Origin of the sequence: Neptunomonas sp., from assembly GCF_041601355.1 — a bacterium.
GTDB lineage: Bacteria > Pseudomonadota > Gammaproteobacteria > Pseudomonadales > Balneatricaceae > Neptunomonas.
This window is the reverse complement of record NZ_JBFIIH010000030.1, coordinates 1-23,745: the sequence shown is the minus strand read 5'-3', so window position 1 is coordinate 23,745 and position 23,745 is coordinate 1. Positions and strand designations below refer to the sequence as shown.

At 48.1% G+C, this 23,745-nt stretch carries 20 protein-coding genes and 4 tRNA genes; 20 read left to right on the top strand and 4 right to left on the bottom strand.

Annotated elements, in window-relative coordinates:
• The first annotated feature begins 67 nt into the window (after positions 1-67).
• From gcvT to ABY436_RS06990, 6 genes are all read left to right on the top strand, one after another.
• Complete coding sequence (gene gcvT, locus ABY436_RS07015) at positions 68-1,171, top strand: glycine cleavage system aminomethyltransferase GcvT (RefSeq protein ID WP_372738283.1); 1,104 nt, start codon at positions 68-70, stop codon at positions 1,169-1,171.
• A 24-nt stretch (positions 1,172-1,195) separates the two neighbouring features.
• Positions 1,196-1,588, top strand: coding sequence for a glycine cleavage system protein GcvH (gcvH, locus tag ABY436_RS07010; RefSeq protein WP_372738282.1), 393 nt, complete (start codon positions 1,196-1,198; stop codon positions 1,586-1,588).
• 99 nt (positions 1,589-1,687) lie between these two features.
• Positions 1,688-2,884, top strand: a complete 1,197-nt coding sequence (locus tag ABY436_RS07005) for a class I SAM-dependent rRNA methyltransferase (protein ID WP_372738281.1) — start codon at positions 1,688-1,690, stop codon at positions 2,882-2,884.
• A gap of 49 nt (positions 2,885-2,933) precedes the next feature.
• Positions 2,934-3,971 carry an NADP(H)-dependent aldo-keto reductase gene (locus ABY436_RS07000; RefSeq protein WP_372738280.1) on the top strand — a complete coding sequence of 346 codons (1,038 nt, stop codon included), beginning with the start codon at positions 2,934-2,936 and terminating at the stop codon, positions 3,969-3,971.
• Positions 3,972-4,158: 187 nt separating this feature from the next.
• Entirely contained in the window at positions 4,159-5,784 is a 1,626-nt protein-coding gene (locus tag ABY436_RS06995; RefSeq protein ID WP_372738279.1) for a FecR domain-containing protein, read from the top strand.
• Positions 5,784-8,210, top strand: coding sequence for a putative bifunctional diguanylate cyclase/phosphodiesterase (locus ABY436_RS06990; RefSeq protein WP_372738278.1), 2,427 nt, complete (start codon positions 5,784-5,786; stop codon positions 8,208-8,210). The genes ABY436_RS06995 and ABY436_RS06990 overlap by 1 nt, the downstream gene beginning before the upstream one ends.
• 290 nt (positions 8,211-8,500) lie before the next feature.
• On the opposite strand, the gene ABY436_RS06985 is transcribed toward ABY436_RS06990, so the two are convergent.
• Positions 8,501-9,154: an HAD family hydrolase gene (locus tag ABY436_RS06985; RefSeq protein WP_372738277.1), complete on the bottom strand. Its 654-nt coding sequence runs from the start codon at positions 9,152-9,154 to the stop codon at positions 8,501-8,503.
• Positions 9,155-9,305: 151 nt separating this feature from the next.
• Between ABY436_RS06985 and ABY436_RS06980 the strand changes: the two genes are divergently transcribed.
• Positions 9,306-9,800, top strand: a complete 495-nt coding sequence (locus ABY436_RS06980; RefSeq protein WP_372738276.1) for an RNA pyrophosphohydrolase — start codon at positions 9,306-9,308, stop codon at positions 9,798-9,800.
• A gap of 20 nt (positions 9,801-9,820) precedes the next feature.
• On the top strand, positions 9,821-12,097 hold the full coding sequence (ptsP, locus tag ABY436_RS06975) for a phosphoenolpyruvate--protein phosphotransferase (protein WP_372738275.1): 2,277 nt from the start codon (positions 9,821-9,823) through the stop codon (positions 12,095-12,097).
• Between the two features lie 67 nt (positions 12,098-12,164).
• Here the strand turns inward: ptsP and ABY436_RS06970 are convergent, their stop codons facing one another.
• Positions 12,165-12,932: an NRDE family protein gene (locus ABY436_RS06970; protein ID WP_372738274.1), complete on the bottom strand. Its 768-nt coding sequence runs from the start codon at positions 12,930-12,932 to the stop codon at positions 12,165-12,167.
• Between the two features lie 91 nt (positions 12,933-13,023).
• On the opposite strand from ABY436_RS06970, the gene ABY436_RS06965 reads away from it, so the two are divergent.
• Positions 13,024-13,824, top strand: coding sequence for a sulfite exporter TauE/SafE family protein (locus ABY436_RS06965; protein ID WP_372738273.1), 801 nt, complete (start codon positions 13,024-13,026; stop codon positions 13,822-13,824).
• 8 nt (positions 13,825-13,832) lie between these two features.
• Positions 13,833-14,624 carry a prolipoprotein diacylglyceryl transferase gene (gene lgt / locus ABY436_RS06960; RefSeq protein ID WP_372738272.1) on the top strand — a complete coding sequence of 264 codons (792 nt, stop codon included), beginning with the start codon at positions 13,833-13,835 and terminating at the stop codon, positions 14,622-14,624.
• 131 nt (positions 14,625-14,755) lie between these two features.
• Here lgt and ABY436_RS06955 read toward each other — a convergent pair whose 3' ends face one another.
• Positions 14,756-16,573, bottom strand: a complete 1,818-nt coding sequence (locus ABY436_RS06955) for an NAD(P)-binding domain-containing protein (protein ID WP_372738271.1) — start codon at positions 16,571-16,573, stop codon at positions 14,756-14,758.
• Positions 16,574-16,957: 384 nt separating this feature from the next.
• Here ABY436_RS06955 and ABY436_RS06950 point away from each other — a divergent pair, with 384 nt between their 5' ends.
• The gene (locus ABY436_RS06950) at positions 16,958-18,949 is read left to right on the top strand and encodes a sigma-54-dependent Fis family transcriptional regulator (protein ID WP_372738270.1); all 1,992 of its coding nucleotides are present in this window, start codon (positions 16,958-16,960) and stop codon (positions 18,947-18,949) included.
• Positions 18,950-18,958: 9 nt separating this feature from the next.
• Here ABY436_RS06950 and ABY436_RS06945 read toward each other — a convergent pair whose 3' ends face one another.
• A complete protein-coding gene (locus ABY436_RS06945; RefSeq protein WP_372738269.1) occupies positions 18,959-19,810 on the bottom strand; it encodes a thymidylate synthase in 852 nt (283 codons plus the stop codon).
• Positions 19,811-20,187: 377 nt separating this feature from the next.
• Between ABY436_RS06945 and ABY436_RS06940 the strand changes: the two genes are divergently transcribed.
• The 9 genes from ABY436_RS06940 to ABY436_RS06900 all read left to right on the top strand — a co-directional run.
• Complete coding sequence (locus ABY436_RS06940) at positions 20,188-20,694, top strand: dihydrofolate reductase (protein ID WP_372738268.1); 507 nt, start codon at positions 20,188-20,190, stop codon at positions 20,692-20,694.
• Positions 20,695-21,684, top strand: a complete 990-nt coding sequence (gene birA, locus ABY436_RS06935; RefSeq protein WP_372738267.1) for a bifunctional biotin--[acetyl-CoA-carboxylase] ligase/biotin operon repressor BirA — start codon at positions 20,695-20,697, stop codon at positions 21,682-21,684.
• Positions 21,668-22,384, top strand: a complete 717-nt coding sequence (locus ABY436_RS06930) for a type III pantothenate kinase (protein WP_372738266.1) — start codon at positions 21,668-21,670, stop codon at positions 22,382-22,384. Before birA ends, ABY436_RS06930 begins: the two co-directional genes overlap by 17 nt.
• On the top strand, positions 22,384-23,076 hold the full coding sequence (locus ABY436_RS06925; protein WP_372738265.1) for a hypothetical protein: 693 nt from the start codon (positions 22,384-22,386) through the stop codon (positions 23,074-23,076). Before ABY436_RS06930 ends, ABY436_RS06925 begins: the two co-directional genes overlap by 1 nt.
• A 20-nt stretch (positions 23,077-23,096) precedes the next feature.
• Positions 23,097-23,172, top strand: a tRNA-Thr gene (locus ABY436_RS06920).
• 13 nt (positions 23,173-23,185) lie between these two features.
• Positions 23,186-23,269, top strand: a tRNA-Tyr gene (locus ABY436_RS06915).
• Between the two features lie 15 nt (positions 23,270-23,284).
• Positions 23,285-23,359 (top strand) — tRNA-Gly (locus ABY436_RS06910).
• Positions 23,360-23,398: 39 nt separating this feature from the next.
• A tRNA-Thr gene (locus ABY436_RS06905) sits at positions 23,399-23,473 on the top strand.
• Between the two features lie 92 nt (positions 23,474-23,565).
• A partial coding sequence (locus tag ABY436_RS06900) for a GTP-binding protein (RefSeq protein ID WP_372738264.1) occupies positions 23,566-23,745 on the top strand: 180 nt, incomplete at its 3' end.

Sequence of the window (23,745 nt, the reverse complement as noted above, 5' to 3'; positions counted from 1 at the left end):
GTATCCAGCTATTGAGTAGTACGGTGTGTATTAGCTGAGATGCGATAACAATAAGAGTTTTATAACGATGGCTAGTAAAACCGCTTTATACGATCAGCATTTGGCCATGGGTGCAAAAGTCGTCGACTTTGGTGGCTGGGATATGCCTTTAAATTATGGTTCTCAGATCGAAGAGCATAATAAAGTACGCACATCCGCTGGTATGTTTGATGTGTCGCATATGACGATTGTGGATGTTACCGGCGCAGATGCTGCTGAGTATCTGCGTTATTTACTGGCGAATGATGTCGCACGCCTTGATTTTAAAGGGAAAGCTCTTTACAGCGGCATGCTTAATGAAGACGGTAATGTGATCGATGATCTTATTGTCTATCGTATGACAGACCCGGGTGTTTCGGGCGAATGGTTTCGTGTTGTTGTTAATTGCGCTACCCGGGAAAAAGACTTGCGCTGGATGGCGGAGCAGGCGGCGCGTTTTGATGTCGCTTTGACGGAGCAGCCTGAGCTGTCGATGGTCGCCATTCAGGGGCCGGAAGCGATTGTAAAAGTAAAATCTGTTCTTAATGAGTCACGCGGTCGCCTCATCGATAGCCTGAGTGTATTCCAGGGCCAGGAGTCGGAAGGTTGGTTTATCGCCAGAACCGGTTACACCGGCGAAGATGGCTTGGAAATCATAGTGCCTGAAGATGAAGTGGCTGATTTCTGGCGGGCGCTGGGTGAAGCTGGTGTTGCGCCGTGTGGTTTGGGTGCGCGGGATACCCTGAGGCTTGAAGCGGGTATGAATTTATACGGTGCGGATATGGATGAGAGTGTTTCGCCTTTGGTATCAGCCATGGGCTGGACGATTGCCTGGGAGCCGCAAAGCCGCCACTTCTGTGGGCGTGCCGCTCTGGAAGCAGAGAAGGCCGCTGGTGTTACTCAGAAACTGGTAGGCTTGGTGATGGATACGCGCGGTGTATTGCGCGGTCAGCAGAAAGTGATCGTAGACGGTGTGGGTGAAGGTGAGATAACCAGTGGTACATTTTCGCCTACACTGAATGTGTCAATCGCTCTGGCTCGAGTTCCTGCAGGAACAGGTGATCAGGCAGTGGTTGATCTGCGTGGAAAACAGGTACCGGTTGCAGTCGTACGCCCGCCGTTTGTGCGCAATGGCAAAAAAGTATTTTCTTAACCCCTAGCATTAGGAATCGGCAACATGAGTGATATTCGTAATGAACTTAAATATGTAGCTAGTCATGAATGGATTCGTGATGAAGGTGATGGAACTGTCACTATCGGCATCACAGATCATGCACAAGAGCTTTTAGGAGATGTTGTTTTCGTAGAACTACCTGAGGTGGGTTCTGACGTTGCAACGGGAGATGATGCGGGTGTTGTTGAGTCTGTTAAAGCCGCATCTGATGTTTATGTTCCTGTTTCCGGCGAAATTGTTGAGGTCAATAATCAGCTAGAAGACTCTCCTGAGCTAGTGAACAGTGACCCATATGACGATGGATGGTTTTTTCGCATCAGGTTGTCAGATGTCAGTGAGCTGGATGATTTGCTGGATGCCGAAGCATACGGTGAGTTATGTGAGGATGAGTCCTGATCGATTCATCGCCAGCATGCGTGTAAACTACACTGCTTGATAATTCACTGTCCCGGCACTTGGCCGGGACAGTCATTTTTACTGTTTACAGAGAGTGCCATGTCTTTAAATACGCTTATTCTCAATCAAGGTGCAGAGCGCCGTTTACGTGCCGGCCATGTATGGATTTATAGCAACGAGGTCGATAATAAGCGCACGCCTATCAAGTCCTTCCAGTTAGGTGAACAAGTGTTGGTTGAGGCGAGTAATGGAAAATCGCTAGGGGTCGCGTATGTGAACCCTAATACCTTGATTTGTGGGCGTCTGCTGTGCCGTGATACCAAACTCAGATTGGATCGGTCTTTACTGGTTCATCGTATCAATATCGCATTGTCATTGCGTGAGGCCTGCTTTGATAAGCCTTGCTATCGTTTAGTCTTCGGTGACAGTGATGGTTTGCCCGGATTGGTGATTGACCGATATTTTGATATTTTTGTGGTACAAATTTCTACGGCAGGCATGGAGGCTGTTGTGGATGAGATTATTTCCGCGCTGAATAAAGTATTCACGCCGCAGGCTATCGTGCTGCGTTGCGATGGTAAAATGCGCAGTACCGAAGGTTTAGAGAGTTATATCGAAGTGGCGCAGGGTGAAGTGCCGGAGTTGTGCCCGTTTGAGGAAAACGGTGTGCCGTTGTTGGCTCCTGTTTTAACGGGGCAAAAAACCGGCTGGTTTTATGATCATCGTAACAACCGTGCAGCGATGCAAAAGCATGTTAAAGGCAAGCGTGTCCTGGATCTTTTCAGTTATGTCGGCGGTTGGGGCGTGCAGGCATTAGCCGCAGGAGCGACAGAAGTGATGTGTGTAGATGCTTCAGAATCGGCGTTGGATGTCGCATTAGAAAATGCCCGCTTGAATAATGCGGAAGATCGTTTTGTCGCGCTTCAGGGGGATGCTTTTGATGCTTGTAAGGAGTTGATTCAGGAGCAGGAGAAATTTGATGTCGTGATTGTCGACCCTCCGGCGTTTATTCAGCGTCGTAAAGATATCAAAAATGGCGAGCGGGCTTACACGCGTATCAATAATCTGGCGATGCGTTTGCTTGACCGTAATGGTGTGTTAGTGAGTGCTTCATGTTCCATGCATCTGGAGCGTGCGAGACTGATCGATATTATTCGTGCTAATGCACGTGAGTTGGATCGTACGGCGCAAATTTTTGATCAGGGGCATCAAGGGGCAGACCACCCTGTGCATCCGGCTATACCTGAAACTGATTATCTGAAATCATTCTGTGTCAGGGTGTTGCCTAGCAGCTAAGTATCCAGTTAGTAGCTAAACAAGTAGCAGCTAAATAAAAGGAAAGAAAATGCATTATCGCACGCTGGGAAATAGTGATCTTAAGGTTAGCCGGATCTGTCTGGGCAGCATGACCTTCGGCAATCAGAATAGCGAATCAGAGGCGCAACAGCAGCTTGATTATGCACTTTCTCAGGGTGTGAATTTTGTTGATCTGGCTGAAATGTATCCAGTGCCAACGTCGGCTGACACGCAAGGTCGGACAGAGGCGTTTGTTGGCAATTGGATGAAACAGCGAAATAATCGTCATCAGATGGTTATCGCGACGAAGGTATCCGGGCCGGCTGATATGGTGAAGTATCTGCGTCCGGATATTTGCTTTGACCGTCATAACATCCGCACCGCAATTGAAGCAAGTCTGCAGCGCTTACAGACCGATTACATCGATCTTTATCAGTTACATTGGCCTGACCGGAAAACTAATTTTTTTGGGCAGTTAGGTTATCAGCACGATCCATCCAAAGATGGCACACCCATTCTGGAAACGTTGCAAGTACTCAAGGAGCTGGTGGACGAAGGGAAAATCCGTTATATCGGGTTGTCTAATGAATCGCCCTGGGGCGTCATGACCTTCCTTAAATATGCTGAAATGTATCAGCTACCGCGTGTCATCAGTGTACAGAACCCATATAGTTTACTGAATCGCAGCGATGAAATCGGTTTAACAGAAGTGTTGCAGCGAGAACGGCTGGACCTGTTGGCATATTCGCCGTTGGGTTTTGGTGTGTTGTCCGGTAAGTACCTGAATGATCAACGCCCTCCCGGAGCTCGTTTAACGCTGTTCCCAAATTATGCCCGCTACATTACACCTAATGGTATCAGGGCAACGCAGGCTTATGTGGATTTAGCCAGGCAGTGTGAGCTGGATCCTGCGCAGATGGCGTTGGCTTATGTCAACAGCCGTGCATTTACAGGTGCTACGATTATTGGCGCGACAACGCTGACTCAGCTGCAGCTGAATATTGCTTCTGATGATCTGATGCTGAGTGATGAAGTTCTTCGTGCAATTGAGGCTATTCATGAAAATAATCCGAATCCTAGTCCGTAAGCCGGATAATCATTTTGTGCGTTTTAAACTGGTAAGGCGGGATTTTAAATAATAAGCGCAGCATTCATGGCGATTAATTCGTTAAAGTTAAACAAGAATGTCTGTCTTCTATTAAGTATTGTGTTGAGGCTCAACTCGGTTACTATCTACTATGCCCGGTACCAGATAATAAGAAAAGGACTTTAAAATGCACAATCTACTTCAGAGGGTAGTGATTTGGCTAATGTTTACTTTTTCTGTGCCGGTGCTCGCTGCGGACTGGGTGTATGTTGTACATCCCGGAGACACTCTCTGGGATTTTAGTATTAAAAACCTGAAGAACAGCGAGCACTGGAAAGATCTTCAGAAAATCAATTCGATTGAAAACCCCCAAAAACTGCAGCCGGGAACACGCATTCGTGTGCCGTTGGCATGGGTAAAGCAAACGGCCGTTGATGCTGAGATTGTGGCTTTGCATGGCGATGCTACCTTAACGCGCCCGGATAAAAGTGTGCATAAAGTTGAGGTCGGCACTCGAATTCGTTTAGGCGATCAGCTAGATGTAGCACTCTCCGGTACACTGTCCGTTAAATTCGCAGATGGTAGCGTCGCCACTGTGCATGAAAGTAGCCGGGTACAATTTAATCATCTGAGTCAATATAGTGATTCGGGGATGGTGGATACGCGCTTTCGTTTAGAGAAGGGGCGAATAGACACGCGTGCTATCCCTGCAAAAGGTGCCGGATCGAGACTCGAAATTCAAACACCTTCCGCTATTACCGCTGTAAGAGGAACAGAGTTCAGAACCAGCGTGGTTGAATCCGATCAGATATCCAGAGTGGAAGTGCTCGAAGGTAAAGTCGCGGTAAAAGGGCAATCAACCTCACGTGCCATACCCGCCGGTTACGGTACACGAGTTGAACCCCGTAAAGCACCCTTAGCACCTGTAAAGCTGCTGCCAGCGCCGGTGTTGGAAGATATCCCTGCTGTTATCCGGGAGGTGGGCTGGTCACTTCGTTGGAAACAAAACCTAAAGGCAAAGTCCTACAGAATTGAATTGTCTGAAAATGCTGATTTTGATCAATTGCTGTGGAGCCGAGTGACCGAAAACCGACAGTCTGTTTTACCTGATGTAGTGGATGGGACTTATTATGTGCGTGTTCGGGGTATAGATCCGCTGGGTATTGAAGGGCTCTCTGGTGTCGCGAAACTTGAACTTGATCTTCATCCCAGCCCTCCTTTTTTGCTGGAACCGGCTAATGAGGAGGTGTTTCGGAGTAAGGTACCCGTTTTTCGCTGGAGCAAATCGATGCAAGCTGATTCCTATCGCCTTCAGGTATCAGGCACGGAGGATTTTTCCGGGACGTTATTGATAGATAAAAATACTGATTCGCAAGTATCTTATTCAGCAGAGGAGGTTGTTGATATTGGTACCTATTTTTGGCGGGTCGCCAGTATCTCAGCTTCGCAAGAGCAGGGGCCTTTTAGTACAGTGCTTCAATTGCAGAAAGCTCCCGTACCCCAGGCACCGGAATTATCAGTATCGTCTGAGGAAAAACAAATAACTGTTTTATTAGCAGGTGAGCCCGGGCAACAGTATCAGGTACAGGTGTCTGAGTACCCTCGATTTCATCCGCTGTTGGTTGATCGCATTGTGGGGCCATCAGAATTTTCTTTCGATAAATCGAACGATTTGCAATATTTTCGGGTGCGAACGATTGCGTCTGATGGCTTTGCAGGCCCGTGGAGCGCGACGCAGCAGATTTACCCAGCGCAGAATAAACGCTGGCTACACATCATAGGGTTAGGCATTTTGGGAATATTGTTTTTCTGATGGACAGAACCAGGGTTCGGGCCATTACGACCAATACACTCTTGTGTATAGTCTGTTTGCTGGTGCCATTATTACTATTAAATAATACCTATATTGCCCGGTGGAATTGGATTATTTACGATTCCATGCATACTTTATTAGTACATGACGCTTCTGAACAAGTAGTCATTGTGGCTGTTGACGATAATAGTTTGCAGCAACTCGGGCGTTGGCCCTGGTCAAGAGAGGTGCACACCCGTTTTTTGCAGCAGGTGCACGCATTGGGCGTAAAAGCGGTCGGCTTTGATATACTTTTTCCTGAGCATGAAACGGATCAGGTAGACCAGGCTTTTTCCGATGAAATCAGGAAAATGGGCCGCGTGGTTCTGGCGGTGGCGCCAGAGGTGAATACTCAGGATGAGATAACATCTGAATCCTTACCTATTCCTGTATTAGCCGCCGCTGCTGACAGGCTGGGTCATGTTGATTATGAGCTGGAAATAGATGGTATCTGCCGCGCTGTTTATCTCTATGCAGGTCTTGGAAGTGCGCATTGGCCCGCTTTTGCTTATGCGGTTTATCTGACCGCTTTTCAAAAACAGCCCGAGATCAAACGGCTATCGGCGCTGGGTTCAGGGTGGGTGAGGGAGCAGCCGTTATATATCCCGTTTCAGGCGAAGCCCGATGCCATTAGCCAGGTATCATTTGATGATGTGCTGCATGGGCGGGTAGATTCTATTATTCAGGACAAGATATTGCTGGTGGGCGCGACGGCGGCGGGGCTTGGTGACCAGTTATCTACTCCGGTATCCGGTGAGCATCGACGCATGCCGGGTGTGGAAGTGAATGCACACCTGCTTGAATCTCTGATACAGCAGCGCTCGCTTGAGCATGCATCACTTGCTGTTCAGGTCATCTATACCCTGTCAGTCATAATACTGTTTGCTTTCAGCTTGTATTTCTTTGGACTTTCGCGGGCGCCGGTGTTGTTTTTTGCCTGTATAGTGCTGACGTTTGTCATAACCTTTATCAGCTTACAGTTTCTTCGCCTGTGGATGCCGCCCTTTACTGCCTTGCTGGGTGCAGTGGTGACTTATTTTGCATGGGGATGGCGCTCACAAACGATTGTTCAGGGTGAGTTGCTGCATTTGAATCGAACCTTGCTCCATCAGGGGGGGCATGATCCGATCTCTTCCTTGCCAAACCGTACGATACTTGAAAAGACCCTTAATCAAAGCATGATTAATGCAAAGCTGACCGGTTGCCTGGTGAGTGTTTATATTATCAATACGGGGTCTTTGCGTGCGATCAATGATCAATTGGGCTTTAAGGCAGGCGATGAGTTGTTGGATAAGGTTGCCCAGCGAATACAGCGTGTGCTGGGAGAGGGCGCTGTTGTTGCGAAAATTAATGGTGAGTTTGCGGTCGTACAAGACGCCGCCCATGAGTTAAGAATTCAACATGTTGGCGGGCGCCTGTTACAGGTGCTGCAGCAACCTTTCGAGTGGGGTAACAAAGATTATTATCTGCCGCCTAGTATTGGTGTTAGTGTGTTTCCTGCTGATGGGTTAACCAGTGATACGCTTATTAATCATGCGTTTACGGCGATGCATCGGGCTAAAGCTGATCGAAAGCGTGGTTTGTTATTTTTCTCTCAGCAAATGAAACAGGATCAGGTGCAGCGTTCAGAGCTGGAAAGCGACCTGCGCAATGCACTGGTGAATGCAGAGTTTGAAGTTTACTATCAGCCGAAAGTATCTGCGACTGATCGAAGCATCATTGGAGCAGAAGCCTTGTTGCGTTGGCATCACCCTGTCCGGGGTATGGTACCGCCGACGGAATTTATTCCGCTGGCAGAAAAGCAAGGCATCATCGTTGAAATTGGGGCATGGGTGCTGCGTCAGGCCTGTCAGCAAACTCAAATCTGGCATGATGCGGGATACCCCGTCTTTCGGATCGCGGTAAATGTGTCTGCCGTCCAACTGACCGAAAGTGACTTCTCTGCTGTGCTCTATAAGACACTTGATGAAACAGGGTTGAATGCACAGTCCCTGGAAATTGAGGTGACAGAGACATCGTTGATGACGGATGTTGAGTTAACTATTCGCATACTGGAGCAGATTAAAATGATTGGAGTGGGGATTGCCGTGGATGATTTTGGTACCGGTTACTCCTCACTCAATTACTTGAACATGTTTCCGGTTGATTGTCTGAAGATAGACCGTACCTTTGTTAAAGATTTAGGTACCAGCAGTGATAGTAAAGACATCACATTGAGCATTATTAATATGGCACATCGCTTACACCTGCAGGTTGTTGCTGAGGGTGTTGAAACCGAGGCCCAGGCGACGTTTATGCAAGAAAATGCCTGTGAATACCTGCAGGGATACCTCTTTGGCAAGCCGCTACCCGCAGACGAGTTTACTGTTCTGCTATCTCAGAAGTGAGTTTTCTGAATTTTGCTGAAAAACCCGCCGTTACTCTTTTGTGAGCAGGGGCTTTGGGTTGCAGTCGATATCTTTCCTAATAGTGGTTAAATTAGTTTGCCAGTGATTGATGCAGAATTAGAATTTTCCCGGTAGTTGAAAATAATCAAGTTGTTGGGCTGGTCACGCGAGGGCAGGTAATGAAGTCACTCAGCCAGTCATTACAATCGTGCCGGGTGACTTGATTTTTTGAGCCTTACATAGTTTGGGCTTTTGTTAAATAGTTTGAGCCATCAGGGATAATAGTTTAGTTAGCGTAGGCTAATTATTGGCCAGCCTTTCTGCTTGGCGGTGTGTGTCAGTGCATCGTCGGCATCGACAGCTACCGGGTGGTCGACCAGCTCAAGTAAAGGTAAGTCATTGCGGGAATCGCTGTAAAAAGAGCTGCCCTGTAAACTGTGATGGGTTTCTTTAAGCCAATGATGCAACCGCGTTACTTTGCCTGATTGGAAGCAAGGGGTACCGGCTACTTTACCGGTATAGCAACCATTAATAATCTCCGGGTCTGTAGCGAGAATGGCATCGACACCTAGCCTGGCCGCGATAGGGGCTGTGACGAAATGGTTGGTTGCAGTAATGATCAACAAGAAGTCACCCTGATCCCGGTGTTTCTGAAGTAGTGACAGCGATTTAGTTAAGATCATAGGTTCAACCTTAACTTGCATGAATTGGGCATGTAATTCCGAGAGCCGGTCTGCGGATAGCTCTGCTAAAGGGCGGAGGGCAAATTCCAGGAACTCGTGGATATCCAATGTGCCTTGTTGATATTGCGTGAAAAAATAGTCGTTTTTCTGGCTATATTTGGTTGCGTCAACGATGCCCTGTTCGCATAGAAACTCTCCCCACGCGTGATCACTGTCGCCATTCAATAAAGTGTTATCAAGATCAAAGATTGCCAGACTCATATATCGTACTCCCTATCATTATGGCGGCAAGCATAGAGTGATATCTGTTTGCTTTCAAATTTTCCGCTTTTTCTGATCTGCCCGACAAGCTATTTGCGGATTGCAGGAAGTATGGAACAATAGGGAAAAAGCATTGATAGGATTTTTAAAAGTGATTGATTCAGACGGGTTTAGACCGAATGTAGGTATCATTCTGGCAAACCCACTGGGTCAGGTGCTTTGGGCGCGTCGTATCGGACAGGATGCCTGGCAGTTTCCACAAGGGGGTATTAACCCTGATGAAACACCAGAACAGGCAATGTACCGTGAATTAAGAGAGGAGATAGGCCTCGGCGCGAACGATGTTGAAGTCGTTGCGGTTACCCGTGGCTGGCTTCGCTATCGATTACCCAGGCGCATGATCCGCAGGCACTCGCACCCCATCTGTGTGGGTCAGAAGCAGAAGTGGTTTTTGCTCAGAATGCTGAGCCATGATGATGCCGTAGTCATTGATCGTACCGACTCTCCGGAATTTGACGGATGGCAGTGGGTCAGTTATTGGTATCCATTGGGTCAGGTTATTTCTTTTAAACGAGAAGTATATCGAAAAGCGATGAAGGAATTATCGCCAAAGCTGTCACGAGTTGTAATACAACGACAACGTTAAGCTCATTAAGGAAAAGAAATATGCTGGAATTACTGCGTAAGATTGTTCAAGAGGTTAGCAGAGCACCCGATGTGGAGGCTGTGCTGGGGTTGATCGTACGCAGAATTCAGCGAGGAATGATGACAGATGTCTGCTCAGTCTTTTTGTTTGATAGATCCTCGCAACGTTTCATTTTGCGGGCGTCGCAGGGCCTCAACCGCAAGGCGGTTGGACGAGTATCCCTCTCCTCTTCCGAGGGTATCGTTGGTCTGGTGGCTCAGCGCGCTGAACCTATCAATCTTGAAGATGCAGAAGTACACCCGGCATTTTGCTTTTTGAAAGAAACAGGTGAAGAGCGGTTTCATGCGTTTTTGGGGGTGCCCATTATGCATCAGAAGCAGGTGCTGGGTGTACTCGTTGTGCAGCAACAGGAGTGTCGGCGATACGATGAAAGTGAAGAGGCCTTTATGGTCACGATCTCTGCACAACTGGCCGGTGTAATTGCGCATGCGGAAGCGACCGGCACCATCAATAAAATTGCCTGGCAAAGCAAGAAAAGGATAGATCATCGCTTTGAAGGTATTCCCGGAGCCCCTGGTGTAGCCATTGGCAGAGTAGTGGTGGTAGCACCGCTCTCGGATATTGATGCGGTGCCTGATAAAGTGGCTGACGATATAGCGCTGGAAATTGCTAACTTTGAAACAGCGCTGGAGCGGGTCCGGGCTGATATACGTAAAGTCAGTGCAAAGCTTGCTAAACGTTTACGTCATGATGAGCAGGCGTTGTTCGATGTCTATCTGAAAATGCTGGATGATAATGCGTTGGCCGGTGAAGTTGTGGATCGGATCAAGCTCGGAAACTGGGCTCAAGGTGCTTTGAGCTGGGTTATTACGACGAATGCACAGCAGTTTGCCATGATGAATGATGCCTACCTGAGGGAGAGAGCAACGGATATCCGGGACTTAGGACGGCGCGTGCTGGCTTATCTGCAGGAGGATAGTGGTGCGCAGAGTATTGAGCTGCCAGGAAATGGGATTCTGGTTGCCGATGAGCTTTCACCGGCTATTTTAGGCGAAGTGTCAGCGGAAAAGCTTGCCGGTCTGGTATCGGTGAAGGGCTCAGGAAACTCACACGCGGCTATTCTGGCACGCTCGATGGGTATTCCGACGGTCATGGGTATGCTTGATCTCCCTTATCGTCAGTTGAACGGGCGTGAAGTGATCCTGGATGGTTATTCCGGGCGTTTGTATATTGACCCTTCGGATGAGTTGTTAGACGCCTATCGAGAGATTTTACGCGAGCAGGAGGAGGTGGCTGCTGAGCTGGCGACATTGCGAGACCTGCCTGCTAAAACGGTGGATGGCAGCCGGATACCGCTTTGGGTTAATACCGGATTGCTTGCAGACGTGACCCGTTCTTTGGAGCGGGGAGCGGAGGGAATTGGCCTGTACCGTACCGAAATTCCTTTTATGGTGCGTGAGTTTTTTCCTAGTGAGCATGAGCAGATGCAAATCTATCGTCGCCAGCTGGAGGCGTTTGCTCCTTTGCCTGTGACGATGCGCACGCTGGATATCGGCGGAGATAAGTCGCTTCCTTATTTTCCGATAAAGGAAGAAAATCCATTTCTTGGTTGGCGCGGGATTCGTGTAACACTGGATCATCCTGAGATTTTCATGGTTCAGCTCAGAGCGATGCTGCGGGCTAATGAAGGCTTGGGTAATCTGCGCGTTATGCTGCCGATGGTGACGAGTGTTAATGAAGTTGATGAAGCCAATAACCTGTTGGATCGTGCGTTGCATGAATTGCTGGAAGAGGGCTATGTCGTCGAGCGGCCTTTAGTCGGCGTTATGATTGAAGTGCCCGCTGCTGTTTATCAGTTACGACGCTTTGCCAAACGTGTTGATTTTATCTCAGTCGGGTCTAATGATTTGACCCAGTATCTGTTGGCGGTGGATAGGAATAACCCACGAGTCGCCGGTCTGTACGTACCCTATCACCCGGCCGTACTGAAAGTATTGGACTTGATCGCACGTGAGGCGCGTAAAGAAAAGCTGCCGGTGTCGATTTGTGGCGAAATGGCGGCGGAGCCGGGCGGCGCTTTGTTATTGATGGCGATGGGCTACGATGCGCTATCAATGAATGCAACAAACTTACCCAGAGTGAAGTCTACTATTCGACGCGTCTCGATGGTTCAGGCGAAAGTACTGCTGGACAAAGTGATGCGCATGGATGATGCGGATAAAATTCAGGCATTAATGATAGAAACTATGGATTCTATGGGGTTGGGCCAGCTAGGTGCTCCGGTCGTCCCGGAGTAATCATGCTATGCACTAACGGCCTGAACGATAGTTCTAAAATAAGGTTCTAAACTTCAGCTCAGCCTGCTTATCCTATTAAGGGGGTTTTGAGTGTGAAATGCTGCTGCCCACTTTCGCCTGATTGGTCAAACCTGAGCTCCACCAACTGAATAACACCTTCTGTGTTCTGTAATAAAATAGTGGTGGCACGAGTCCCGTAGCCCTCGGTGTTGATAAAGCAGGAAGAGAGTTGCTTCTCCCATTCGAGGCTGATGCCGGTATCAGGCAGGTCTTTATCTTCAGCAGGCTGCGTCGAACTTAATACCGTCGCAAGTGCGTCAATGCTGATATCGCTGTGCAGTAGGGCTTGTAAATGCTGTTTTGCCTGTAAAACTTTGGGCCAGCGTGTATCCAGATGAGCGTTGCTTAACGCATAAAGACCAGGTTGAAGTCGGCGTGTTTTTGCTCCTTTGTTGGAGCTGTAATACAAGCCGCTGTGATCCCCTAGTAATAAGTTGAAGCCACCAAACTGTGAGCCACTCGTTTGTAATTCCTCCAAATATGCTTTTGCGCTGATCTCCTGGGTTAAAAAATGGCGTGTCAGGTGACCTCTCGATTTCAGGCCCGTATCTTTATTTCCGCCTTCTCTGAAATTAGTAACAGCGGTGAATTTTCCTGCTTTATTAATGCCTAGCCAGGTGCCGTTCTGTTCAAGATCGATGCCGGCAAGTATATCGCTATGGTCTTTCCAGTAGTCCATATTGAGTGTCGGGCGGGCATAAAATTCGTCACGGTTAGCAACCATGATGAGCGGGTATTCAGGATGTTGGTTGTAAGCAAAGGTGATCAGGCACACAGCTATCTCTTTCTCTTGTATTTCGGGTGCTTAGATAGAACGAATTCTATAAACTAGCACATTATCATGAAATACAGACGGATTATAACCGATGTTGCTGACTCTATTGCTATATCTGGTACTTGGCGCTGCGGCGGGCATTGTGGCGGGCTTGTTTGGTATTGGTGGTGGTTTATTGATTGTGCCGGTGCTTATTTTTAGTTTTGGTTTACAGGGAATGTCCGCAGAAGTGCTGACACATGCGGCCGTAGCGACCTCGCTGGCAACGATTGTTGTCACGTCAATCAGTTCAGTGCGGGCGCATAACAAGCGAGGAGCCGTACGCTGGAAGATGTTCAGACCTTTGGCTGTCGGCATTGTTGTCGGGGCGTTTTTGGGAGTTTTTACAGCAGATACGATGAAAGGCGCGCATCTGCAGATAGCTATCGGCATTTTTGCTCTGGTGGTTGCTATTCAGATGGCTTTCGGTTTAAAGCCAAAAGCCGGGCAAGAGACGCCATCAGATAAAGGTTTAGCAGGGGCAGGGAGTGTGATTGGTTGCGCGTCGGCGATCTTTGGTATCGGCGGTGGCACATTGACCGTCCCTTATTTGACCTGGAAGCAGGTTAGCATGCAGGAAGCTGTAGCCACGTCCGCTGCATGTGGGTTGCCAATTGCGTGTATGGGGGCGTTAACCAATATTTATACGGGCTGGGGTGAAGCCGGGTTGGCGGAGTGGAGTCTGGGTTATATTTATCTGCCCGCCTTTATCGGGATAGTCGTCAGTAGTTCGCTGTGTGCAAAAATAGGCGTGAAATGGGCACATAGTCTACCGGGTGATTTACTGAGAAAGATTTTTGCAGGCTTCCTGACGTTGGTGGCAGCGCGTTTCTTGTTAGCTAATTTATTCTAAGGAAGTCTATGTGGGTTCATGATATTGATCCGATAGCGCTGGATCTGGGTTTTATTCAGGTTCATTGGTACGGTCTGATGTATTTAGTTGGTTTTGGCGCTGCATTTTGGTTGGGGGGCTATAGAGCCAGACAGCCGGGATCCGGGTGGACGGAGGAGCAGGTTTCCGATCTGATTTTCTGGGGGGCCATGGGGGTGGTGTTGGGTGGCCGCATGGGCTATGTGCTTTTCTATAATTTTGATCAGTTTTTAGCAGATCCGCTCTGGTTATTTGCTGTGTGGGAAGGCGGGATGTCTTTTCATGGTGGCTTGCTGGGTGTGTTGGTGATGATCTGGTTGTTTGGCAAAAAACACGCTAAAAGCTTTATGCAGATGGGTGACTTTGTCGCGCCATTAGTGCCGATTGGTCTCGGTGCGGGACGCATTGGGAATTTTATCGGAGGAGAGTTGTGGGGGCGCGCCGCTGATGTGCCTTGGGCGGTGGTTTTTCCGCAGACTGCTGATGGTGTTGCTCGTCACCCTTCGCAGCTCTATGAGGCCTTTTTGGAAGGCGTAGTGATGTTTGTGGTTCTATGGTGGTTTTCGTCTAAGCCGCGTCCCCGAATGGCTGTGTCAGCGTTATTTTTGATTATGTACGGCGTATTTCGTTCCTTTGTAGAGTTCTTTCGTGAGCCGGATGCGCATATCGGCTATATCGCATTTGGTTGGCTGACAAAGGGGCAGCTATTATCCTTGCCTATGGTTGTTGTTGGTGTATTGATGTTGTTATGGGCTTATAAAACAACAAAAGTTCGTAAATGACACTGCTACCTCAGATAGAACCGTCAACGTCACGGTCTGGGGTGTGACCTAAACGGGTTGTTAGGTTATTGGCTATCGAAAAACGATTGGAAAGCCACCAAAGACCACCTAAGGTGGTCTTTGGCCCGGGTTCAGGACAAGTGATGAACCGGTTCCATACCATAGACGGGTGTTTCTATCTGCTCCATACGAGCCTTGATTTGCAGCGATAGATATTGTGAGTAGTGACGTGATTGATGAAGGTTTCCACCGTGAAACCATAAAGCGTCCTGGTGTGTTGGTTTCCACATGTTTCTCAATTCTCCTTCCCATGGTCCGGGATCTTTAGTGGTGTCAGATCCCATTCCCCAGCATTTGCCGACTTTATCAGCAACCTCTTGAGAGATGATTTTGGCCGCCCAGCCATTCATTGAGCCATATCCAGTGGCATAAACAATCAGATCGGCCGGAAGCTCAGTACCATCGGTCAGGGTAACGGAGTGAGGATTAATCTGTTTAATAGACACGCCCGCTTTGAGTTTGATTTCCCCGTCAGCGACTAAGTCTGACGCGCCAACATCAATGTAGTATCCGGAACCACGTCGTAAGTACTTCATGAAAAGCCCTGAGCCGTCTTCACCAAAATCCAGTAAGAATCCGGCATCGCGTAATCGTTGATAAAACTCTGCGTCGTGTTCTGCAACTTGTTGATAAGCAGGAATATGAAACTGCGGCATGATTTGGAAAGGCACAGAAGCAAAGGTTAAATCTGCGTTATAGGTCGTCATGCCATTTTCTACAGCTTCTTCTGAGTATAGGCCGCCTAAGACAAGCTCCATTAACGTATCAGATTTGATGATGTGGGTAGATGAGCGCTGAATCATAGTGACGTCGGCGTCGTTTTCCCAGAGTGCGCAGCAAATGTCATGAGCAGAATTGTTGCCTCCTAATACGACACACTTTTTATTCTTGAAGGCTTCGCCGCCCGGGTGTTTGCTTGAGTGATGCTGTTCACCTTTAAATGTATCCATACCCGGAATGTCGGGTATATTGGGGATGCCTGACATTCCGGTTGCAATAACAAGTTGTTTAGGTTTAAGCGTCAGTTGTTCGCCATTACGGTTAATCTGGACGATCCATTCTTGTTTTTCGTCATCATATTGAGCATGAGTACATTGAGTTGAACCCCAATAGTTGAGCTCCATCACTTTAGTGTACATTTCTAACCAGTCGCCGACTTTGTCTTTAGGTGTGAACACAGGCCAGTTTTCCGGGAAGGGAATGTAGGGCATGTGGTCATACCAGATAGGGTCATGTAACGATAGTGACTTGTAGCGATTTCGCCAGGTATCTCCGGGTTTTGGTAATGCGTCAATGATAATAGTCGGGACGTCTAACTGACGTAAACGAGCGCCCAAACCTATCCCTCCCTGACCACCGCCGATAATCAGGCAGTAGGGCTGCACACTATTGCCGAGTTCGGCTTCTTCTTGTTGGCGCTTTTCTAACCATGTTTTACGGTTTTTATTAGCACCGTGCTCGGCCCCTTTAGGGCGAAGCCTGTTACGTTTTTCAGGGTAATCTTTTAGTTCGACCATGGTTGTAAGAAAAGTCCATGCTTTGCCTTCGCGCAGGCGAAGGTGGCCGCGTCCTCTGGCTACTGCTGTTTCAAAAGTAACCCAGGCTTCTACGACACCTTCGTCATTCTCTGTGGCGTCTTGCTCAAGTTTCCAGTTATGTGGGCGGGCATAACCCATTGTTGCATCGATCATATCTTGAATTGCACTGCGGCCTTCGAGAGTTTTGATATTCCATGTGAATGCGATCAAGTCCCGCCAGAAGCCTTGCTCTTCAAAAAGGTTTGCTGCATTGCCGGGATTATCTGAACTTAATGTCGCGCCCAGCTGTTCGATCCAGGATGAAGCTTTAACGGTTGGCTCATGGGTGGCTGTTAATGTATGGGTTGTCATAGATGTCTCCAATGCAGATTGTTGTTTTTGTAACTGCGTTATTACCAACATTGTCACCAATGCGATCAGGTTGATGACAGGGAATATGCAGCAAGCATGCCAAGAGTGTTTTTTGAGAAGCATTCTATTTAACTTGCTGATTTATATGATAATTTTTTTTATTGGTTGGATGTTTTTTTGGCTGCGGTGTGACACTTGTAATGTGACTGTAAACCTTGTGTAACGCTGTGGTTCACGTTGCATTACACCTGTAACGCATGCATATAACACCAAATGTCATGGTCATCAGATCACTATATTAAGCACTATGGAAAACTCAGGTTTTCGCGGGTACACTCAAAAGAACGTGAAATAACAATAAAAGTCACGTACGAAGAGGTGGTCATGAAAAGCGCAAGTGCCCAGCGCAGACATATCGATACGATTCTGAATTTTGCTGATCAGCCGTTAGCTATCAAGCGATACTCGCCTACCCATGAGTTGATTGGTCGTTCTTGGCAGCGTTGTTTAAATGAATATGGCTTAGACCCTCGTCAGCCAAGACCCGCTCGTATCGTGACACACCAAACATTACGTGAGCATCAGGATTCGGTTGATGAGTTTTTAAATGTTGCACGTGCAGGTGTAGAGCAACTGTATACGCAGGTTGCCAGCTTAGGCTATGTCTTGCTGTTGAGTGACTATCGCGGTATTACCGTTCAATTTTTGGGTGATAAGCGTCATGATGAGCGTTTACATAAAGCAGGGCTTTACCTGGGTGCCGATTGGAGTGAGCAATATGCGGGTACCTGTGCCGTGGGTACTTGTATTCAGGAGCAAAAAGCACTGACATGCCATCGGGTCGATCATTTTGATAGTTCTCATATAAGTCTGACATGTACTGCCGCGCCGATTAAAGATCCGTCAGGGCAGCTATTGGCAGTACTTGATATATCAGCGCTGGATTCATCCCGTACCCCGGAAAGCCAGAATTTTGCGTTACATCTCACCCAGTTGTATGCCCGCCTGATTGAAGATGCATACTTCCTGAGGCGCTACCGGAAAAAAGTTGTTTTTAAATGCGATTATTCGCGTGAGCTGGTTCAGGTAAACGGCCAGCTGTTATTTGCACTAGATGAAAACGGTGATGTGTTAGCGGCTAATTCTGCCGCTCGCGCTTTGCTTAGTGAGGTTGTTATTCCCGGGGCCTCTCTGCTGTCTGTTTCTTTACCTCAGCTGCTCGAGTGTGAGTGGAGAGACATTCTTTCTATTGCCTACGAAAGTAAAGATGGTGTGCGTGCCTTTCGGGTGTCAGGCACTGCGCGGACTCTTTTTGGTACGCTTATCGAACCCGCTGTTTCAGTACCAAGGCAGGGCTTCATCGATAATGCACAAGAAGAGTCGGTTGAGTTATTGGATCAGTTATCTGCAGATGATCCGGCCATGCGGCGAAACCTTTCTTTGGCTAAGCGTCTGCGTAATCGTGATGTGAGCTTATTGATACTTGGCGAAACAGGGACGGGTAAGGAGGTGCTTTCACATGCGATACACATGAGTAGCGTGCGGGCTGGGATGCCGTTTGTTGCAGTGAATTGCGCTTCTATTCCTGAATCACTCATTGAAAGTGAGCTTTTTGGTTACCTGCCCGGCACATTTACCGGGGGGCGGGCAAAAGGAGCAAAAGGTTTGATACAGCAAGCGGATGGTGGAACGCTTTTTTTAGATGAGATTGGTGACATGCCGTTACATTTGCAAACCAGGTTGTTGAGGGTTTTGGCAGAAAACCAAGTACAGCCTTTGGGTGGAGGGCAACCTATTTCCGTTAATGTGCGTGTGATTGCTGCAACTCATTGTGATATTCATAAGCTAATTGAAACGGGATGCTTTAGGGCGGACCTCTATTACCGGCTTAACGGCGCGACGTTGAAATTACCGGCACTAAGAGAGAGGGCGGATAAGCAATATATCATTCAAACCTTGTTAAAACGTATTACTCTGGTGGATTCCGGGCGTATGGTTCGGTTGCGTGCAGATGCCATGAGTGCGCTTTTAGCGTATTCATGGCCGGGGAATATTCGTCAGCTGTCGAATGCACTGGCTTTTGCTGAAGCGACTTGTGACGGAGCTGAAATTACTGTGTATAACTTGCCTGAAGAGTGCTTTATTCACTCAGGAGATGTCGCGGGCCCGGCTGCTTTGTCAGCCTCACCGGTTAATCCGCTGTTATTCGATAGGGTATCGACGAGTGCCGCAGATGATAACAAGCAGATGCTGATGGATATTTTGCGTCATACACATTGGAATATATCGGCTACAGCAAATCAGTTAGGTGTTTCGCGGCCCACGATTTATCGACGGATGCAAAAGTATAAAATAGTTGCGCCCAATGATCGCTAAGAAAATACATCACACAGCAAATGGATACTTTATCGATTCATGGTGTTGATAGCCCTCAACGTCAAAGTCGTCCAAAGTGACCCAGGTTTCTAAATCTTTCAGTGACTTGATATCCGGGTTAATTATCAACCGCGGGGATGGGAAAGGATCGCGTTTTAATTGTACATCACGCATCAAATCAAGCTGATCTTCATAAATGTGTGCATTGACAATCTTATGGTATGCCTGGCCCGCTTTGTTCCCTGTGATCTGTGCCATTATTGCCAGAAAAAAATAGACCTGTACCATGTTGAAGTTTAACCCAAGCGGCACATCGCAGCTTCGTTGGGTGCTATTTAAGTACAAGGTGTTGTCGAGTAACGAAAAATGATGGCTGTACATGCAGGGGCGCAGGCAGCCCATATGAAAAGCTCCTGGATGGTAAAACGTGAAGATTTCTCCACGGTTATCCATCCCTTTCGACAGGTGGTCGACTATCTGAGCGAGTAGATCAATGCTGCCGCCGTCAGGTTTCGGAAAGTTTCTTGCTACTTTTCCGTAGATAAAACCGCAATCATCAGTGCCTTTTCTGTGGGGGTTGCTAAGCCATTCGGTATTTTGATTGGCGTTTGCGTCCCAGGTTGAAGTGCCCAGTTTTCTGAAGTCAGCTGCATTATCATAGCCGCGTATATAGCCTATGAACTCTGCAATAGCTGATTTCCAAAAGCTTTTTCTGGTTGTTACAAGCGGGAACTCATTCTTGGCTACATCATAAGTAAGATCGGCATTGATGACAGTAAGGCAGCGCTTGCCGGTACGTTCGTTATTAACCCAAGACCCTTCATTGGTTATGCGTTGGCAGAGGTCAAGATATTGCTTCATGTGTTTTTCTTACTTAAGTAAAGACGTGTGAGTTAATTTTAACTGGCCAGGCGTGGCGGTGTCCATGTTAAGTCAAAAGCCTGAGATATTGGTAGCAGAGGTATGATAGATGTCTGGTAAATGAGTGGTTATTATAGGCGCCCTTAAAAAGGGTGTTCATTTTATCTGGTGTTTAGTGAATATTTAGGCCTTTGGAGTGAAAGGGCTGTAGTCCTTGTATATGATATCAACGAGCTACCGGTCGTAAACCAGGATGCAAGATTAAACATTAGCGCCTAAGCTGATATGAGTATCTGTGCTTAAAAATTCATATATTGTCATTGTTGATTGCTGCGGGCTGTGAAGATTGCAGCAGGATTATATTAAGGTGTATTGCTATGAGATTGTCCATGATTGTTGCTCAGGCGCAAAACCGGGTGATAGGCCGGCAGAATAAGCTTCCGTGGTATTTGCCTGGTGACCTGAAGTACTTCAGGCAGGTGACTATGGGTAAGCCGGTGATTATGGGCCGTAAAACATATGAGTCTATTGGCAAGCCGTTACCGGGGCGCTTAAATGTGGTTATCACGCGCGATACTGCTTATCAGTTAGAAGGGGCTAAGGTGGTGCATTCGCTGGCTGAAGCAGTAGAGCTGTCTGAAAGTCAGGCTTTTATAGACGGTGTCGAGGAGGCGATGGTGATTGGCGGAGAGCAAATTTATGCGCAAGCGTTGCCGCTGGTCGAGCGTCTCTATGTTACTCAGGTGCACGCTGAAGTTGAGGGCGATGCTTTTTTTCCTGAATTGGTGTTGAGTGATTGGGCTGAGCAGGGACGCGATGATTTTGAAGCAGAGGGTCCGAACCCTTACGATTATAGTTTTGTTGTTTATCAGCGGGCGAATTAGATGATTGATGACAGATTATTATCGATTTTATCTAACGGACAATTTCATTCAGGGCAGGAGTTAGGAGAGCGGCTTGGCGTGAGTCGCAGCGCTATCTGGAAGCAGATGAAAGAGTTGCAGCAACTAGGGGTTGATATTTATAGCATCCGTGGTCGTGGTTATCGTATCCCGGGTGGTTTGGATCTGTTATGTGAAAAGCAGATTGTTACCGGGTGTTCGGAGCTTGCCAGTAGTCGCTTAACGACGATCTCGCTGGAGCGGGTTGTTGACTCGACTAATATGATGGCGATGCGTGAGATTCATCAGCAAAATATCATATCAGGTCGCTTGTATCTGGCGGAGTATCAGGCTGCCGGTAAAGGGCGACGTGGTCGTGCCTGGGTCAGCCCGTTTGCCAAAAATTTGTATTTTTCACTGGTATGGCGTTTTACCCAAGGCGCGGCGGCTCTTGAAGGGTTAAGTCTGGTGGTGGGGCTGGCCCTGGTGAAAGCGTTGAGTTCGCTGGGTGTCTCGCGTGTCCGGGTGAAATGGCCGAACGATCTGTTGGTTGACTCAAAAAAGCTGGCTGGCATCTTGTTGGAAATGCATGGAGATGCGTCAGGTGAGTGTCAGGTGGTGATTGGGGTGGGTGTGAATGTGGCTATGCCGGCGCAGTCGGAAGAAGGTATTGGTCAGCCGTGGACCGACCTGCAGCGCTTAACCAGTGGTGATATATCGCGCAATAAACTGATGTCTGAAGTGTTAAATCACTTAGTGCCAGAGCTTGATCGCTTTAGTGAGCACGGCTTTGCTGTCTTCAGGGAGGAGTGGCAGCAGGTGCATGCGTTTCAAAATGAAACGGTGCGCTTGATGCTTGGCAGTAAAGAGGTTGTAGGCGAGTGTCAGGGGGTAGATGATCGTGGTGCGCTTATGGTGCGCCATGGTGGCGTAGTAGAGCATTTTCATGCAGGTGAAATCAGTGTAAGGCGACAGCATGAATCTGGATATTGATATCGGCAATACCTTCCTGAAATGGCGTTTGGTGTCAGCGGGGCGGGTGCTTCAAAAAGGGTCTGTGCTGACAAAGGAGTTTACGCCAGCGGCATTTCAGTCTCTGGCTCATCTGGCGGTTGAAAAAGTGCGCGTAGGTTCGGTGGCGAGCGCGCAGCTGAATGAGCGGCTTGTGGAAGCCTGTCAGCGGTTATGGCTGCTGGAGCCTGTATTTGCGAAAACGACTATGCAATGCGCGGGGGTTGTTAACAGCTATCAAGACCCTTCGAAAATGGGCGTGGATCGTTGGCTGGCGATGGTGGCAGCGTACAAGGCAGTCAATAACGCGGTCGTTGTGGTCGATTGCGGCAGTGCCATCACAGTGGACTACCTGACAAGTGAGGGAAGGCATCGGGGCGGATATATTATTCCAGGACTTCGGCTGATGAGGGAGTCTCTGTTGCAAAATACAGCACAGGTCAGATTTGAAAAAAATGAAACGGCTGGGGTGACGCATCCGGGTGTGAGTACGGCTGAGGCTGTATTGCATGGTTCTGCTTATCTTTTTAAAGCATTGGCACATGAATTAAAGCGCGAGCTTGATGCGGAAGTGGATATGTTTATTACCGGCGGGGATGGTGCATTGATGTACGAGCTGGTCTCTGCGGGTCGCTTTGAACCAGATCTTGTTATGGATGGTTTAGTCTGGGTTTGCTCATAATGCGCAAGTGGTTGCTCATTTTTCTGTTACTTATCAATGTTATTGTGTTTTTCGGTTTCGTAATGCAAGGACAAGAAGCGCCTGCTCGTCCTGATGTGGAGGTGGAGCAGGCTTTTGAGCTGCGTCTGGTTAGTGAGGTGGCGCCGGACAGTTTAATAAAAATTGCAGAGCAACAAGAGCAGGGTGATGCTCAGGCGTGGTTTGTTGAAGGCGCGTGTATTTCGTATGAAGGGATTAAAGACCAGAAATCTGCAGATGATATTGCAGGCTTTATGGCGGAGCAGGGGTTAAGTCCTATCATATACATGCAGACAGTTGCCGCAGAAAAATATCAGGTGCTAGTGGCTGTGCCTGATGAAACGGAGGCGAGGCTAGCGTTAGAGTCAACATTCCAGGCAAAAGGTGTTTCGTTAACCGTGGCGGACATCAATGGCGAAGCGGTGTATCAGGTAGGGAATTATGCCAGTGCCGAAGAGGCAGAAGAAGCGCGGCTGGGCTTATTGTCTGTTTCCATAGAGTTACAGCTTCGCGAAGTTGTAGGCACCCAGAGCGCTTTTTTTGTTCAGCTGGCTGATGATGTTGATCGTAATTTGATCAATAAAATCAATGATGTGCTTAAATTGACGTATGAAACACTAAAAATAGAAAAAAAAGTGTGTAAAGGGGTTGCAAGCACAAAACCTCATCAGTAACATATGCGCCACTTCGTTAAGCCGGTATAGCTCAGCTGGTAGAGCAACTGACTTGTAATCAGTAGGTCCCGAGTTCGACTCTTGGTGCCGGCACCAACGAAGATGGTAAGGTGAGGTTCCCGAGTGGCTAAAGGGATCAGACTGTAAATCTGACGCGCGAGCTTCGGTGGTTCGAATCCACCCCTCACCACCATAAATGTTCGGTCCGGCGGGTATGGTATAGTGGCTATTACCTCAGCCTTCCAAGCTGAAGAGGTGGGTTCGATTCCCACTACCCGCTCCAGAGCTGGCAAGCCTGAAAGGTAGATGTGAAGTAAGACTTGCTCATGTAGCTCAGGGGTAGAGCACACCCTTGGTAAGGGTGAGGTCGGCGGTTCAAATCCGCCCATGAGCTCCAAAAATTCGAGAAGGGTAGATATAGCAATATGTCTGCCCTTTGTTGTATCTGTGATCTTGCGGTCTTGATTGGCCGGTTAGGGAATAATGACGATGGCTAAAAAAGCTTTTGAACGTAATCTGCCGCACGTTAACGTAGGTACAATTGGCCACGTTGACCATGGCAAAACAACTTTGACAGCAGCTCTGACGCGCGTATGTGCGGAAGTGTTTGGTGGTACGGCCGTAGCATTTGACGGTATCGATAACGCTCCGGAAGAGCGTGAGCGTGGT